This is a genomic window from Campylobacter concisus, assembly GCF_902460705.1.
Classification (GTDB): Bacteria; Campylobacterota; Campylobacteria; order Campylobacterales; family Campylobacteraceae; genus Campylobacter_A; species Campylobacter_A concisus_Z.
Genome location: NZ_CABPUP010000003.1, coordinates 127173 through 141945 on the forward strand (window position 1 = coordinate 127173; position 14773 = coordinate 141945).

A 14773-nucleotide genomic window follows, 5' to 3' on the forward strand; every position below is an offset into this window, starting at 1 on the left:
TAAACTAAACCCTATAAACCTATAATAGAAATACATGCTTTAAAATTTTAAAGCGCCTAATAAAATTTTCTCAAATTCCCTAAATATTTCAACTATCTTTAAGTATTGCTCGTATATAATTCCAGCTCACGAAACGAGAAACCACCTTTAACTTCATTGGTTAATAAAGCCTTTTCTTTTTATCGTTGTTCTTTTAACTTACAATTGTTAAACTATTAGTCAATCTTTGAAATCTAAACAAGTGATCGATTGAGCCAGTCTATTATGATTAAATAATAGATTAGACAAACTAAATATAAAAACTAAAAGTTTTTTTGATTAAAAACTTCATAATAAAAATCCTATCTATTAGATAGGTAATTAATATGGAGAGTTTGATCCTGGCTCAGAGTGAACGCTGGCGGCGTGCCTAATACATGCAAGTCGAACGGACAAGTAAGAGCTTGCTCTTATGAGTTAGTGGCGCACGGGTGAGTAATGTATAGCTAATCTGCCCTACACTAGAGGACAACAGTTGGAAACGGCTGCTAATACTCTATACTCCTATCTTACATAAGTTAGATAGGGAAAGTTTTTCGGTGTAGGATGAGGCTATATTGTATCAGCTAGTTGGTGAGGTAATGGCTCACCAAGGCTATGACGCATAACTGGTCTGAGAGGATGATCAGTCACACTGGAACTGAGACACGGTCCAGACTCCTACGGGAGGCAGCAGTAGGGAATATTGCTCAATGGGGGAAACCCTGAAGCAGCAACGCCGCGTGGAGGATGACACTTTTCGGAGCGTAAACTCCTTTTGTTAGGGAAGAATAATGACGGTACCTAACGAATAAGCACCGGCTAACTCCGTGCCAGCAGCCGCGGTAATACGGAGGGTGCAAGCGTTACTCGGAATCACTGGGCGTAAAGGACGCGTAGGCGGATTATCAAGTCTCTTGTGAAATCCTATGGCTTAACCATAGAACTGCTTGAGAAACTGGTAATCTAGAGTGAGGGAGAGGCAGATGGAATTGGTGGTGTAGGGGTAAAATCCGTAGAGATCACCAGGAATACCCATTGCGAAGGCGATCTGCTGGAACTCAACTGACGCTAATGCGTGAAAGCGTGGGGAGCAAACAGGATTAGATACCCTGGTAGTCCACGCCCTAAACGATGTATACTAGTTGTTGCTAAGCTAGTCTTGGCAGTAATGCACCTAACGGATTAAGTATACCGCCTGGGGAGTACGGTCGCAAGATTAAAACTCAAAGGAATAGACGGGGACCCGCACAAGCGGTGGAGCATGTGGTTTAATTCGAAGATACGCGAAGAACCTTACCCGGACTTGATATCTAACAAATCATCTAGAGATAGAAGAGTGTCTGCTTGCAGAAATGTTAAGACAGGTGCTGCACGGCTGTCGTCAGCTCGTGTCGTGAGATGTTGGGTTAAGTCCCGCAACGAGCGCAACCCACGTCATTAGTTGCTAACAGTTCGGCTGAGCACTCTAATGAGACTGCCTTCGTAAGGAGGAGGAAGGTGTGGACGACGTCAAGTCATCATGGCCCTTATGTCCGGGGCGACACACGTGCTACAATGGCATATACAATGAGAAGCAATATCGCGAGATGGAGCAAATCTATAAAATATGTCCCAGTTCGGATTGGAGTCTGCAACTCGACTCCATGAAGCCGGAATCGCTAGTAATCGTAGATCAGCCATGCTACGGTGAATACGTTCCCGGGTCTTGTACTCACCGCCCGTCACACCATGGGAGTTGATTTCACTCGAAGCCGGAATACTAAATTAGTTACCGTCCACAGTGGAATCAGCGACTGGGGTGAAGTCGTAACAAGGTAACCGTAGGAGAACCTGCGGTTGGATCACCTCCTTTCTAGAGTACATATAGATATTCTCTCACAAGATATCTATAAGAAAGATATTCTCAATCATCCTTGTTTAGTTTTGAAAGATTGATAGACCTATAGGGGCCTATAGCTCAGCTGGTTAGAGTGCACCCCTGATAAGGGTGAGGTCACAAGTTCAAGTCTTGTTAGGCCCACCAGAGAATTTAATTGGGGAATTAGCTCAGCTGGGAGAGCGCCTGCTTTGCACGCAGGAGGTCAGCGGTTCGATCCCGCTATTCTCCACCATAAAATAGTTTAACTATATTAAGTCTAATTAGAGAGCTTAAAAATTTAAACTTTCTAATTAGACTTTTGTCTAAATGTTCTTTTAATTAATATTGTTAATAGTCACAAGCAAGTTTTAAAAACAATTTTACAGGACTTGTTAAAGATTTAAATTTCTATTCTCTTTGCATTTAATGCAAAAGTTTGATATCACAATCTATTTAGGATTTAAAACTTATCTAAATAGTAGTCAATGCTTTCCGTCTTGAGAGCTAGAATTTAAATATAGTAACATGAAGTTATCTTTAACAAGGAAGTGATGCGAATTAGAATAATCTAATATAGAAAAGGTAAGCTACAAAGAGCAAGTGGTGGATGCCTTGGCTAGTAGAGGCGATGAAAGACGTGCCAGGCTGCGATAAGTCTCGGGGAGCCGTCAAGGGGCTTTGATCCGGGAATTTCTGAATGGGGCAACCCAGTTAAGCGCGAGCTTAACTACCTAATATGGAGCGAACGAGGGGAATTGAAACATCTTAGTACCCTCAGGAAAAGAAATCAAAAGAGATTACGCTAGTAGCGGCGAGCGAACGCGTAAGAGGGCAAACCGTTAGTTTACTAACGGGGTTGTAGGACTGTGATATAGACTAAACTTAGCTAATAGAATAATCTGGAAAGATTAAGCATAGAGGGTGATACTCCCGTATATGAAAGCTTTGTTTTACTTAGCAGTATCCTGAGTAGGGCGGAACACGTGATATTCTGTCTGAAGCTGGGTAGACCACTATCCAACCCTAAATACTACTACTAGACCGATAGTGCACAAGTACCGTGAGGGAAAGGTGAAAAGAACTGAGGTGATCAGAGTGAAATAGAACCTGAAACCATTTGCTTACAATCATTCAGAGCCCTATGATTTATCAGGGTGATGGACTGCCTTTTGCATAATGAGCCTGCGAGTTGTGATGTCTGGCAAGGTTAAGGAAACCCGGAGCCGTAGCGAAAGCGAGTCTTAATAGGGCGTTTAGTCAGACGTTGCAGACCCGAAACGATGTGATCTATCCATGAGCAGGTTGAAACCGGTGTAAGAGCCGGTGGAGGACCGAACCCGCTAGCGTTGAAAAGCTATGGGATGACTTGTGGATAGGGGTGAAAGGCCAATCAAACATCGTGATAGCTGGTTCTCTCCGAAATATATTTAGGTATAGCGTCATGTAGTAACACTAGGGGGTAGAGCACTGAATGGGCTAGGGCATACACCAATGTACCAAACCCTATCAAACTCCGAATACCTAGTGTGTAATCATGGCAGTCAGGCGGCGAGTGATAAAATCCGTCGTCGAGAGGGGAACAACCCAGACTAACAGCTAAGGTCCCTAAATCTCATTTAAGTGGAAAACGATGTGGAGTTACTTAAACAACCAGGAGGTTGGCTTAGAAGCAGCCATCCTTTAAAGAAAGCGTAATAGCTCACTGGTCTAGTGATTCTGCGCGGAAAATATAACGGGGCTAAAATGAGTACCGAAGCTTTAGACTTAGTTTTACTAAGTGGTAGGAGAGCGTTGTATTTGCGTTGAAGGTATACCGGTAAGGAGTGCTGGAGCGAATACAAGTGAGCATGCAGGCATGAGTAGCGATAATTGGGGTGAGAATCCCCAACGCCGTAAACCCAAGGTTTCCTACGCGATGCTCGTCATCGTAGGGTTAGCCGGGTCCTAAGCAAAGTCCGAAAGGGGTATGCGATGGAAAATTGGTTAATATTCCAATGCCAACTATAATGTGCGATGGAAGGACGCTTAGAGTTAAGCAAGCTAGCGGATGGTAGTGCTAGTCGAAAGGTGTAGGTTAAGATCCAGGCAAATCCGGATCTTTTTAAGCCGAGACCCCACAGGCGTTTGAAGTTCTTCGGAATGGATAGCGAATTGCCGATACTGTCGAGCCAAGAAAAGTTTCTAAGTTTAGTTATAGTTGCCCGTACCGTAAACCGACACAGGTGGGTGGGATGAGTATTCTAAGGCGCGTGGAAGAACTCTCTTCAAGGAACTCTGCAAAATAGCACCGTATCTTCGGTATAAGGTGTGCCTAACTTTGTGAAGGATTTACTCCGTAAGCATTGAAGGTTACAACAAAGAGTCCCTCCCGACTGTTTACCAAAAACACAGCACTCTGCTAACTCGTAAGAGGATGTATAGGGTGTGACGCCTGCCCGGTGCTCGAAGGTTAATTGATGACGTTAGCTCTGCGAAGCGTTTGATCGAAGCCCGAGTAAACGGCGGCCGTAACTATAACGGTCCTAAGGTAGCGAAATTCCTTGTCGATTAAATATCGACCTGCATGAATGGCGTAACGAGATGGGAGCTGTCTCGAAGAGGGATCCAGTGAAATTGTAGTGGAGGTGAAAATTCCTCCTACCCGCGGCAAGACGGAAAGACCCCGTGGACCTTTACTACAGCTTGACACTGCTATTGGGATAAAAATGTGCAGGATAGGTGGGAGGCTTTGATCCATAGACGCCAGTTTATGGTGAGCCATTGTTGAGATACCACTCTTTTTTATTCTGATAGCTAACTAGCTTGAGTTATCCTCAAGTAGGACAATGTCTGGTGGGTAGTTTGACTGGGGCGGTCGCCTCCCAAAATGTAACGGAGGCTTACAAAGGTTGGCTCAGAACGGTTGGAAATCGTTCGTAGAGTATAAAGGCATAAGCCAGCTTAACTGCGAGACATACACGTCAAGCAGAGACGAAAGTCGGTCTTAGTGATCCGGTGGTTCTGTGTGGAAGGGCCATCGCTCAAAGGATAAAAGGTACCCCGGGGATAACAGGCTGATCTCCCCCAAGAGCTCACATCGACGGGGAGGTTTGGCACCTCGATGTCGGCTCATCGCATCCTGGGGCTGGAGCAGGTCCCAAGGGTATGGCTGTTCGCCATTTAAAGCGGTACGCGAGCTGGGTTCAGAACGTCGTGAGACAGTTCGGTCCCTATCTGCCGTGGGCGTAAGAAGATTGAGGAGAGTTGACCCTAGTACGAGAGGACCGGGTCGAACCAACCACTGGTGTACGAGTTGTTCTGCCAAGAGCACCGCTCGGTAGCTATGTTGGGATGTGATAACTGCTGAAAGCATCTAAGCAGGAAGCCAACTCCAAGATGAATCTTCTTTTAAGAGCTCATATAGACTATGTGTTTGATAGGCTGGGTGTGTAATGGATGAAAGTCCTTTAGCTGACCAGTACTAATAGCTCGTCTGCTTATCTTTTAATAAGCATCACTTCCTTGTTAAGGATAAAAACTTAATAAGATATGTTTTTATAAAACTTTGTTTATGACTTTTAACTTTACACGTAGTGTTAAATAAGAGATTTATCTAATGTATCTTTTATTTAACACTGCCCGTGACTATACAGACGAGGAAACGCCTTGCTCCATCTCGAACCAAGAAGCTAAGCTCGTCCTGGCTGATGATACTCTCCCTTACTGGGATGTTGGAAAAGTAGGTCGTTGCGGGCTTTGTTAATTTTTAATCTTCTTTATCTAAACAATCAACTTCTAATATTATTTCTTAATTTATAACAAAATATCAAATCTTAAATTTATTTATGTTTTTAAATAATTAGATATCTTTACATTTATAAATATCTTTTAGTCTATGCTTTTATACGAGTGTTGACTAAAAACACCAAATATGATAGACTCCAAACCCAAATTTACCTAAAAAGGACAAAAATGAAAAAGATTATATTCTCACTATTAGTAGCAGCTTCTACATTACTAGCAGCCATAAATTTAAACACCGCCACAAAAGAAGAGTTAATGAGTTTAGATGGCATAGGATCTTCAAAGGCAGATGCAATAATAGAGTATAGAAAAGCAAATAAATTTAACTCAATAGAAGACATAAAAAATGTAAATGGTATAGGTGATAAGACATTTGAAAATTTAAAATCAGATATATCAGTATCAGGTGCTACAAAGATAGATGACACAAAATCAAAAATAAAATCTAAAAAAGATGAGATAAAAGAAAAAGCAAGTAAAAAGAGTGATGAAGTAAAAGAGAAAAAAGATAGTGCTAAAGGTGATAGTATAAAAGAGATAAAAGATAAGAAAGAAAGCCTAAAAGATAAAGCAGAGAAAAAGAGTAAAGCTAAAAAAGAGAAGAGTAAAGAGTAATAAAAGCTAGAAATTTATAAAAATTCTTATATAAAGTACATAAAAATAGTTAGGAGCGCATAGCGTTCCTAATAAATAAAATAGATTGGTTTTTATATATCTGCCTACTTTTTAATTCTATAACCTAGTTTACCTACTTTTTAAATTTTATAAATTAATAAGCTCATCTAATAGATCTTGTAAAGTAATGCTTCTTAGTTCACTTTCTAAAGCTTCTTGTGCTTTTAGGAGGTGACCAGTTAAAAGTCCCTCGATCTTGCTACCAAGTGGGCAGGCCTTAGGTGAGTCAGAGTGGATCTTAAAAAGTTTTTCTTTATCATTTACTGCGTTAAAAATTTGAAGGAGGGTTAGGTGTTGGGGGAGTATTGCTGGCTTGATAAGATTCTTTATTTAATATTTTAAGTAAGCTTACTATTGAATATTCTAAAAACCTAATTAAATTTATAAAAAACTCTATTTAGATAAAGTCCTTCAGCTGGAGCTGGGATACGAGTTAAGGCAAGGTCTCCATTAAGCGAAGCATTGATGAGCTCACTACCATTTTTTATGCTTAAAGCTTTAAGTAGATTTGCAACCATAAGTCGCACTTGAGCGCGTAAAAAACCATTTGCTTTAAAAACGATGATAGTTTGGTTTTTGTGTTCATAACAAAATGCCTTAAAAATTTCTCGCACTGGACTTTTTGTATCACTTCCTGTTTTCATATAGGAGCTAAAATCATGCTCTCCAACAAAATTAGATAAAATTTCATTTGCTTTTTTGATATCAAATTTTGGCAAAAAGACTTTATAATTTGAGCTAAAAACATCAAATTCTCTATGATCTATAATGTATCTGTAAGACCTTGCTACTGCGTCAAATCTTGCTTGAAAATTTTCATCAACTAAATTTATACGTTTTATATGAATATTTGGATGAGCATGGCGGTTGATTAGCTCTTTTAGATGCTCTAAATTTTTAAAATGATCGCCACAAATTACGCTCGAGCTTTGATTTATCGCATGGACGTTTTTGTCTGTACGTGAGCTAGAGACTATTTTTTCAAATATTCCAACGTGAGCTAGAGCACGCGAAAGCTCATCTTCTACGCCATTTTCATGCGGCTGAGTTTGTGAGCCTTGAAATTTGGAGCCATCGTAGCTATAAATTAGTTGGATTTTCATTAGTATCTTCGCATGATTTTGGCTTTAAAAAGCAAAATTCCTGCCAATAAAAAGACAAAAAATATGAGCGGAATTGCAAAAGCTGGCTTTGATGAAAATAGCATTATGAGCGTAAAATACCCAAATAAAACGCCAAATGTACCAACATAAACCATGCCCTTTTCATATCTGTAAGTAACGATGCCAAAGCTTATGGCAAAAAGTGTACTGGCAAGTGGAAATAGCGCAACAAGCACATATGTGCTAAGATCTTTTTTTCTTTTTTCACTACTATTTGCCTCAGCCCAGTACTCTTTTATACTGCCTATACCGCTTATCTCTTCACTTTGTGCAGTCCTTATCTTCATAGATTTGAAGTTGCTTTGATGATAAATTTCATCTTTTATGTCATACATTTTTCCATCTACTAAAGAGAGCTCAATGCTTTGATTTGTATTAGTGATCTTTGCATTTTTAGCGGTTATTAGGCGCTGTGAGTCTTTGACAAAGGGATTAAACATCACGATATCTTTATAAGTAGTGCCGTTGTTATCTTGCATTTCACTACCCACATAGACCATCCAGTCAGAGAATTTTTGTCCAAACTGAGTTGGCTTTAAATTTAGCTTTGCAACAGTCTTTTTATAATCAATAAAATTTGCATTTAGCTGTGCGGCTATTGGTATCATGACGATGGCAACTACCAGCAAAGCGGCACTTAAAAGGGCTGAAAATGCTAAAAAAAATCTTGCTATTTTATTTGGCGATCCACCAAGCGTAAAGATAACGATACTTTCATTCTCTTTTGATAATCTAAAAAGAGTCATCGCAAGTGATACAAAAAATGCGATAGGCACGACAAAAAGTAGCACGCGTGGAAGCATAAATGAGTAGAGTTTAAAGAGCTCGCCAAAGCTGATCTCGATGTAAGAAGTGATGCGCGCGATCTGGATGAAAAATACGATCGACATGATCAAAAAAAGCGTACTAAATAGCGATGCAAAAGTCCCTAGGAAGTTAAACAAAAGATATCTATTCACTCTATTCATAAATAAACCTTAAAATTTCTAAAATTTGCTCTTTAAAAGCGTATGTAATAAGTAAGCCAAGACTTAAAAACGGCACAAAAGCCAGCTCATAGCCCTTTTTGCGAACGAGCGCATAGACTGGAAGCGTAAAAAGCGCTGCAAGATAGATCGCCACTAGAGCCAGTTTGACTGGCAAGATAGCTCCGATGATCGCTGCTATAAAGATATCTGCACTACCCATCGCTTCTTTTTTTATGGCAAAGCTTACGATAAATCTAAGCGCCCAAAAGATAAATGCAAAAAGGAATAAATTTAAAATCTGGGCAAAATTTCCTTTAAATATAAAAAGCATCAAAGCGTAGATAAAAGCGAAAAATAGCGCCGCTAAAAGAAGCGGATCTGGCACAGCTTTATATCTTATGTCTATGGCGCTAAGAGCTAGCAGCATTATAAAGCAAAGCCCTAAAAATAGCGCGTAAAGCAATGTTTCTACACTTAAAATTTCGCTGCATTCTTTAAAAAAACAGATCAAAAAAAGTATCCCAGAAATTAGTTCTATTACTGGATAGATGAGGCTTATTTTTTGCTTACAAAAGGCACATTTGCCACCTAAAAATATCCACGAAAAAATTGGAATATTGTGATAAAAATTTAGCTTATGATCGCAGTTTGGGCAATGAGAAGCTGGAAAATTTATGCTTTCATTTCTTGGTAGGCGGTAGATCAGCACATTTGAAAATGAGCCCACGCAAATACCCAAAACAAAAGCAAAAACGGCAAAAAAGATGACTAAATTATCCATTATCTCGCTAAACTCCGCCAAATCTTCGCTCTATATTTTTAAATTTGCTAACGATGCTTGTAAGCTCATTCTTGCTAAAGTCAGGCCAAAGTGTTGGCGTAAAAAATAGCTCCGCGTAGCTTGCCTGCCAGAGCATGAAATTTGAGAGTCTACTTTCGCCACCAGTTCTAATGAGAAGATCCACCGGCTCACTCTCATCAAGTGCTGCATTTAGGCTTGTTTCGTTTATCTCTGTGCCTTTTAAATTTAGCTTTCTCACAGCTCTAATGATCTCGTCTTTTGAGCCGTAGTTTATCGCTAAATTTAATAATAAATTTTTATTCTCTCTTGTAGCGTTTTTGGTGATCTCTATCTCGTTTTTTAGCTCATCGCTAAATGGCGAAATATCGCCGATTGTGTTAAATTTAATCCCATTTTTTATAAAGTCAGCACGTTTTAAAATGAGAAATTTCTTAAGCAAATTCATTAAAAACTCAACCTCTTTTTGTGGCCTTTTCCAGTTTTCAGTACTAAATGCGTAAAGACTTAAAATTTTCACGCCATTATCGATACAAAATTCGCACATATCGCTTACTACATTTGCTCCGGCTTCGTGCCCATTTGTCCGTAAAAATCCACGTTTTTTAGCCCAGCGTCCATTTCCATCCATGATAATAGCAAGGTGGTTTAATTCATTCAATCTTTAACCTTTTATATCAATAATTTGTTCTTTTTTGCTCCAAAGAGCACTTACATTTTGCACTGTTATGTTGGCGCTAAATTCACTTTTTAACAAGCTAGCTACATTATTAAATGGAGTGGCGATCTCGTATAAAACTTCATCTTTAAATTTAAAAATAAGTGGAGCAAAATTTGAAAATATTAAAAAAATTTTCATATCATTCTCCTCTTTTTTTAGCTGAAAAACGCCGTTTATGTCATTATAAATAAATGGTATATGCACGACATTTTCTTGCAGAGCAAAGAGCATTTTCGCTAGCACTTTCATCTCGTCTTTTGTCTTAGCTTCACTTAAACTTTTAAATAAATGGTCATAAAACCACGATAAATTCTCATTTTCTATCAAATTTTCGATAAGATTTAGCCCATCAGCCAAGACATCTTCGTCTAAAATTCTTGGCTTTTCGTATAAATTTTTTATGACGATATTTTCGCCCTGGCTTTGCACCTCGCCCCAGTATCTCGAGCCTACGTTTAGCTCTTTTGCGCTTTTTGTGTTTAAATTTCTATTTGCAAAATTTAAAATGTATCTGTTAAAACCGATCTTTTGGCTTACTAAGATACTAAGCGGAAGTGACGAATTTATAGCTACTAACGGCGAATTTGCATTTTTTGCTATTTTTTGAATGCGAGAAATTTTCTCTATCATAAATTTGCCGCTAGCTCCACGATATGTCTTGCGATCTCGTCTTTTGCGGCAAGCGGCAGCAAAGTTTCACTATTTTTCGTGATGAAATTTACCTCATTTTGCTCGCTTGCAAAGCCATTTTTCTCACCCAAGATATTTAGACAAACTGCGTCAAGCCCCTTTTGCTCTAGCATTGCTCTAGCGTTTTTGTGTGCGCTCTCGCTTGAGATTTCAAGCTTAAAGCCGATCTTTTTACAGCTAAACTCTTTTAAGCTTTGCAAAATATCGACATTTCTCTTTAGACTTAAGCTTAAAATTTCGCCGACGTCCTCTTTTTTTATCTTGCCATCAATTTTTGTCGGAACAAAATCGCTTACTGCAGCACACATCACAAGTAAATTTGCGCTCTCACACTCGCTCTTGCAAAGCTCTAAAAGTTTGCTACTTGAGCTAAATTTTAAAATCTCAAATGGCTCGTTTGCGGTTTCAAAGCTAGCAAGTAGCGTAACATCAGCACCAGCGTAGTAAAAAGCCCTTGCAATCGCCATCGCCATCTTACCGCTTGAGAAATTTGTAATGGCTCTAACGTCATCTATCTTTTCTGTCGTTGCGCCACCAGTGATCACTACTTTTTTGCCTACAAAAAGAGGCTTGCTAAGCTTTTTTATCGCCGCTTCAACTATCACTTCAGGGCTTGCAAGACCGCCCTTGCCAATATCTCCGCAAGCTAGAGTTTTTAAAACCGGCTCAACTATTAAAGCGTCGTTTTTCTTTAAAATTTCAAGCGAATTTTGCGTCGCGAAGTGCTCTATCATATTGTTATTTGCAGCTAGTGCTACGACCAAAGGTACGTGCGAGGCGGCGATTAGCGTTTGCATAAAGACATTGTCACAGATGCCAGCTGCTAGCTTATTTATCGTATTTACCGAGGCTGGCGCTATTAGGACTAGGTCCATTTTAGAGTAGGAAATATGGTTTACACCATCTTGCCAGTTTTGCGTTTGTGAGCTTAAAATTTTATGCTCGCTTAGCGCCTCAAAGCCGCTTACACTGCAAAAATCAAGCGCTCCGTCACTTAAAGCCACATAAACATCAGCGCCTTTCTTTTTAAGCAGCGATAAAATTTCAAAAGCCTTGTAAAAGGCGATACTACCGCAAACGGCAAGTAAAATTTTCTTATTTTTTAACATCGTCTTTGCCAAAGAATTTCTCAAAAAAGCCGCTTTTGTTCTCTTGACGACCTCTGCTGATAGCTAATGCACCGCTTTCAACGTCTTTTGTGATAGTGCTTCCTGCTGCGATGATAACGTTATCAGCGATATTTACAGGAGCAACCAGCTGTGTATCTGAGCCAACAAAGACGTTTTTGCCGATTTTAGTTTTGTATTTTGCCTTGCCGTCGTAGTTGCATGTGATCGTGCCACAACCGATGTTTGTGCCACTTTCTATCTCGCAGTCGCCAAGATAGCTCAAGTGTCCAGCTTTTACGCCGCTCAAAACACCTTTTTTAACTTCGACAAAATTTCCTATGTGTGTGTCAGAAATTTCAGAATTTGGCCTTATGTGAGCTAGTGGGCCGATGTCTGAGTTTTTGATGATGCTACTTTCTATCACTGATGAGCTTTTGATGATGCTCTCAGAGATAACGCACTCGCCAAGGATACTTACGTTTTCTTCGAGCACGCACTCACCTTCAAATTTAGCCCTACTGTCTATGAAAATGCTCTCAGGCATGCGCATCAAAACGCCAGCTTTCATTAAATTTTGTTTGATCTCATCTTGCATGATTTTTTCTGCAATGCTAAGTTGAAATTTATCGTTTATGCCCATGAAATTTTGCTCATTTACATTAACCGCAACGCACTTTAAACCCTTTTCATTTGCTATTTTTATGGCGTCAGTTAGGTAGTACTCTTTTTGTGCGTTTTGGTTGCTTATGAGCGGTAAAATTTGCTCTAGCGCCTCGCGTTTAAAGCAGTAGCAGCCAGCATTTACGCTTTTTATGGCAAGCTGCGCTTCACTAGCATCTTTTTGCTCGACGATGCCTTCAACTTTGCCGTTTTTTATGATGACTCTACCGTAGCCAAAAGGATTTGCCGCTTCAAATGAGCTCATAACCACGTCCGCTTCAGCGTTTGCTAGACGCATTAGATCGGTTGATTTTACAAGAGGCATATCGCCACAAGTTACAAGCACCTTTTCGCCACTTAAATTTACGCTCTTTATCGCACCAGCAGTGCCTGGGAAATTTGCTAGATCTTGCTCAAAAATTTTAGTTTGAGGGAAAATTTCTTTTATCTTTTTGCTAATTAACTCTTTTTCATAGTGAAGCACGACGCTAACGTCATTTGTTATCGCATAAGCTTGCTTCAAGATGTGAATAATCATCGGCTCACCGCAAAGTTCAAATAGGACTTTTGGACGTTTTGATTTCATTCTGGTGCCAAGACCAGCTGCTAAAATTATGATTGAAGTATTGTTCATTTTTAAGCCTTTTAACGTTAAAAATTTCGCAGATTGTAGCAAAAAATGCCAAACATTTTTTTTAATTTAACGATTGTTTCAACAAAAAGCTAATAAAATAGCAATTCTTAAGAATTTATAAATAAAGTGAGCTTAAATGGATTTAGGAACCGTCGTCGGCTGGGTTTTGACCCTGGTGCTTTTGTTTGGATCAATGGCGATAGGCGTTGGTATAGGACCATACATCGATATCCCTTCTGTGATGATCGTTTTTGGTGGTACTATCGGCGTTATGATGGTTGGCTTCAAGATGGAGACGCTTAAAGGAATTGGTAAATTTTATGGCATTGCTGTTAAGCCATCAGTCGTAGTAAATTTACCTGAGACTATAAAAAAAATAGTTGATTATTCAACTAAAGCTAGACGTGATGGCATCTTATCGCTCGAAAGCGAATTAAATAATGAGACAAATCAGTTTTTAAAAAGAGGCCTTTCAATGGCAGTTGATGGCAATGAGCCAGATGCGATCAGAGCACTTTTGGAGATCGATATCGATCAAACTAGCACAAGACATTCAAAAAACATTAAAATTTTTGAGCAAGTAGGCGGTTTTGCGGGTGCTATGGGTATGATAGGAACGCTCATTGGTCTTGTTGCGATGCTTCTTAACATGTCAGATCCTAGTGCGATTGGTCCATCAATGGCGGTTGCCTTGCTTACGACGCTTTATGGTGCGATGATAGGTAACATCATAGGTGCGCCTGTGGCAAACATCCTCTCTATTCGCGATGCTGATGAAGCACTTGAAAAACAAGTCGTACTTGAGGGAATCATGTCGATACAAGCAGGCGATAATCCAAGAACGCTTGAAGCTAAACTCTTAGCATTTTTACCACCAAAAGATAGAAAAAGTCAGTTTGAATAATGGGTAAGTTAATAAAACCAGAAGAGTGTCCAAAATGTATGCCTGAGTGGCTAGCTGCTTTTGGCGACCTCATGTCACTTTTGCTTTGTTTTTTCGTTTTATTACTTTCTATGGCGACAATGGATGCTAAAAAGATGGAGGCTGCTGTTGGCTCACTAGCTGGTGCTTTGAGTGTGCTTGAAGGTGGTGCTAGACCTGAAAATCAGATAGAAAAAGAGACGGATCCAGAAAATACTCGTGCAAAAAAGATAAGCAAGCAAAAGGGCTCACAAAGTGAGCTAAATATGAATGTTAAAAAGATAAATGAATTACTAGCTGCTAGTGGGGCACCTGAGATCACTATGGAAGAGAGCGAAGATGGCTTTATCGTAAGGCTTCCAGCGGCTATGCTTTTTGATAAGGATAGTGCTGAAATTTCTGGTGAAGATGCGAAGCTATTTTTAAAACGAATAGGCATGATTGTGGCAAAAATGCCTAATGATGTAAAAGCCGATATTATCGGCCATACAGATAATATAGAACCAAGCAAAGACTCAGCCTATAAAAATAACTGGCAGCTCTCAACTGCAAGGGCTTTAAGCGTGGTTGAAGAGCTAATCAACGATGGCGTACCACAAAATAGAATAATAGCTTCTGGCAAAGCTTCGTTTGATCCGATCGCTAGTAACAGCACAGAAGATGGTAGAGCTAAGAATAATAGAGTAGAAATTCATTTCATATCGCTTGAGCCAAAAAATAAAGAGGCTACTAAGAAAAGTATCCTTGATATGAGGAATTAGTCGTGAAAG

11 protein-coding genes, 2 tRNA genes and 3 rRNA genes are annotated in these 14773 nt (G+C 39.6%); 8 read left to right on the top strand and 8 right to left on the bottom strand.

The features are described 5' to 3' along the window. The first annotated feature begins 362 nt into the window (after positions 1–362). The 6 genes from F3G75_RS05620 to F3G75_RS09625 all read left to right on the top strand — a co-directional run bounded on the left by F3G75_RS05620 (position 363) and on the right by F3G75_RS09625 (position 6277). Positions 363–1873 (top strand): 16S ribosomal RNA (locus tag F3G75_RS05620). Positions 1874–1967: 94 nt separating this feature from the next. Beyond that, positions 1968–2044, top strand: a tRNA-Ile gene (locus tag F3G75_RS05625). A 12-nt stretch (positions 2045–2056) separates the two neighbouring features. Further along, positions 2057–2132, top strand: a tRNA-Ala gene (locus F3G75_RS05630). Positions 2133–2459: 327 nt separating this feature from the next. Further along, a 23S ribosomal RNA gene (locus F3G75_RS05635) occupies positions 2460–5363 on the top strand. Positions 5364–5495: 132 nt separating this feature from the next. Then, positions 5496–5614: ribosomal RNA gene (rrf, locus tag F3G75_RS05640) — 5S ribosomal RNA — on the top strand. Together the 16S, 23S and 5S rRNA genes with 2 tRNA genes alongside form the textbook arrangement of a ribosomal RNA operon. A gap of 216 nt (positions 5615–5830) precedes the next feature. Further along, positions 5831–6277 (top strand): ComEA family DNA-binding protein, encoded by a 447-nt coding sequence (locus tag F3G75_RS09625; RefSeq protein ID WP_148798958.1) that lies wholly within the window; start codon positions 5831–5833, stop codon positions 6275–6277. Between the two features lie 147 nt (positions 6278–6424). Here the strand turns inward: F3G75_RS09625 and F3G75_RS09445 are convergent, their stop codons facing one another. The 8 genes from F3G75_RS09445 to glmU are packed head-to-tail and all read right to left on the bottom strand — an operon-like array spanning position 6425 to position 13081. After that, positions 6425–6667: an Rrf2 family transcriptional regulator gene (locus tag F3G75_RS09445; RefSeq protein ID WP_316350921.1), complete on the bottom strand. Its 243-nt coding sequence runs from the start codon at positions 6665–6667 to the stop codon at positions 6425–6427. Positions 6668–6708: 41 nt separating this feature from the next. Then, the gene (gene truA / locus F3G75_RS05655; protein WP_149716877.1) at positions 6709–7440 is read right to left on the bottom strand and encodes a tRNA pseudouridine(38-40) synthase TruA; all 732 of its coding nucleotides are present in this window, start codon (positions 7438–7440) and stop codon (positions 6709–6711) included. Continuing rightward, positions 7440–8468, bottom strand: a complete 1029-nt coding sequence (locus F3G75_RS05660; protein WP_149716878.1) for an LptF/LptG family permease — start codon at positions 8466–8468, stop codon at positions 7440–7442. Before F3G75_RS05660 ends, truA begins: the two co-directional genes overlap by 1 nt. After that, the gene (locus F3G75_RS05665; RefSeq protein WP_149716953.1) at positions 8461–9249 is read right to left on the bottom strand and encodes a prepilin peptidase; all 789 of its coding nucleotides are present in this window, start codon (positions 9247–9249) and stop codon (positions 8461–8463) included. Before F3G75_RS05665 ends, F3G75_RS05660 begins: the two co-directional genes overlap by 8 nt. A 7-nt stretch (positions 9250–9256) precedes the next feature. Continuing rightward, positions 9257–9928: a polyprenyl diphosphate synthase gene (gene uppS / locus F3G75_RS05670; RefSeq protein ID WP_149716879.1), complete on the bottom strand. Its 672-nt coding sequence runs from the start codon at positions 9926–9928 to the stop codon at positions 9257–9259. Between the two features lie 3 nt (positions 9929–9931). Further along, positions 9932–10618: a hypothetical protein gene (locus F3G75_RS05675; protein ID WP_149716880.1), complete on the bottom strand. Its 687-nt coding sequence runs from the start codon at positions 10616–10618 to the stop codon at positions 9932–9934. Further along, positions 10615–11787 (bottom strand): bifunctional phosphopantothenoylcysteine decarboxylase/phosphopantothenate--cysteine ligase CoaBC, encoded by a 1173-nt coding sequence (gene coaBC, locus F3G75_RS05680; protein ID WP_149716954.1) that lies wholly within the window; start codon positions 11785–11787, stop codon positions 10615–10617. Before coaBC ends, F3G75_RS05675 begins: the two co-directional genes overlap by 4 nt. Then, entirely contained in the window at positions 11774–13081 is a 1308-nt protein-coding gene (gene glmU, locus F3G75_RS05685) for a bifunctional UDP-N-acetylglucosamine diphosphorylase/glucosamine-1-phosphate N-acetyltransferase GlmU (protein ID WP_149716881.1), read from the bottom strand. Before glmU ends, coaBC begins: the two co-directional genes overlap by 14 nt. A 136-nt stretch (positions 13082–13217) precedes the next feature. Between glmU and F3G75_RS05690 the strand changes: the two genes are divergently transcribed. Beyond that, on the top strand, positions 13218–13985 hold the full coding sequence (locus F3G75_RS05690; RefSeq protein WP_149716882.1) for a motility protein A: 768 nt from the start codon (positions 13218–13220) through the stop codon (positions 13983–13985). Next, positions 13985–14764, top strand: a complete 780-nt coding sequence (locus F3G75_RS05695; protein ID WP_035167452.1) for an OmpA/MotB family protein — start codon at positions 13985–13987, stop codon at positions 14762–14764. The genes F3G75_RS05690 and F3G75_RS05695 overlap by 1 nt, the downstream gene beginning before the upstream one ends. Positions 14765–14773: the final 9 nt, after the last annotated feature.

Bases quoted from the DNA above. Each gene is read 5' to 3' on its own strand.
- F3G75_RS09625 (WP_148798958.1), top strand. From the start codon at position 5,831: ATGAAAAAGATTATATTCTCACTATTAGTAGCAGCTTCTACATTACTA.
- truA (WP_149716877.1), bottom strand. From the start codon at position 7,440: ATGAAAATCCAACTAATTTATAGCTACGATGGCTCCAAATTTCAAGGC.
- F3G75_RS05660 (WP_149716878.1), bottom strand. From the start codon at position 8,468: ATGAATAGAGTGAATAGATATCTTTTGTTTAACTTCCTAGGGACTTTT.
- F3G75_RS05665 (WP_149716953.1), bottom strand. From the start codon at position 9,249: ATGGATAATTTAGTCATCTTTTTTGCCGTTTTTGCTTTTGTTTTGGGT.
- F3G75_RS05675 (WP_149716880.1), bottom strand. From the start codon at position 10,618: ATGATAGAGAAAATTTCTCGCATTCAAAAAATAGCAAAAAATGCAAAT.
- coaBC (WP_149716954.1), bottom strand. From the start codon at position 11,787: ATGTTAAAAAATAAGAAAATTTTACTTGCCGTTTGCGGTAGTATCGCC.
- glmU (WP_149716881.1), bottom strand. From the start codon at position 13,081: ATGAACAATACTTCAATCATAATTTTAGCAGCTGGTCTTGGCACCAGA.
- F3G75_RS05690 (WP_149716882.1), top strand. From the start codon at position 13,218: ATGGATTTAGGAACCGTCGTCGGCTGGGTTTTGACCCTGGTGCTTTTG.
- F3G75_RS05695 (WP_035167452.1), top strand. From the start codon at position 13,985: ATGGGTAAGTTAATAAAACCAGAAGAGTGTCCAAAATGTATGCCTGAG.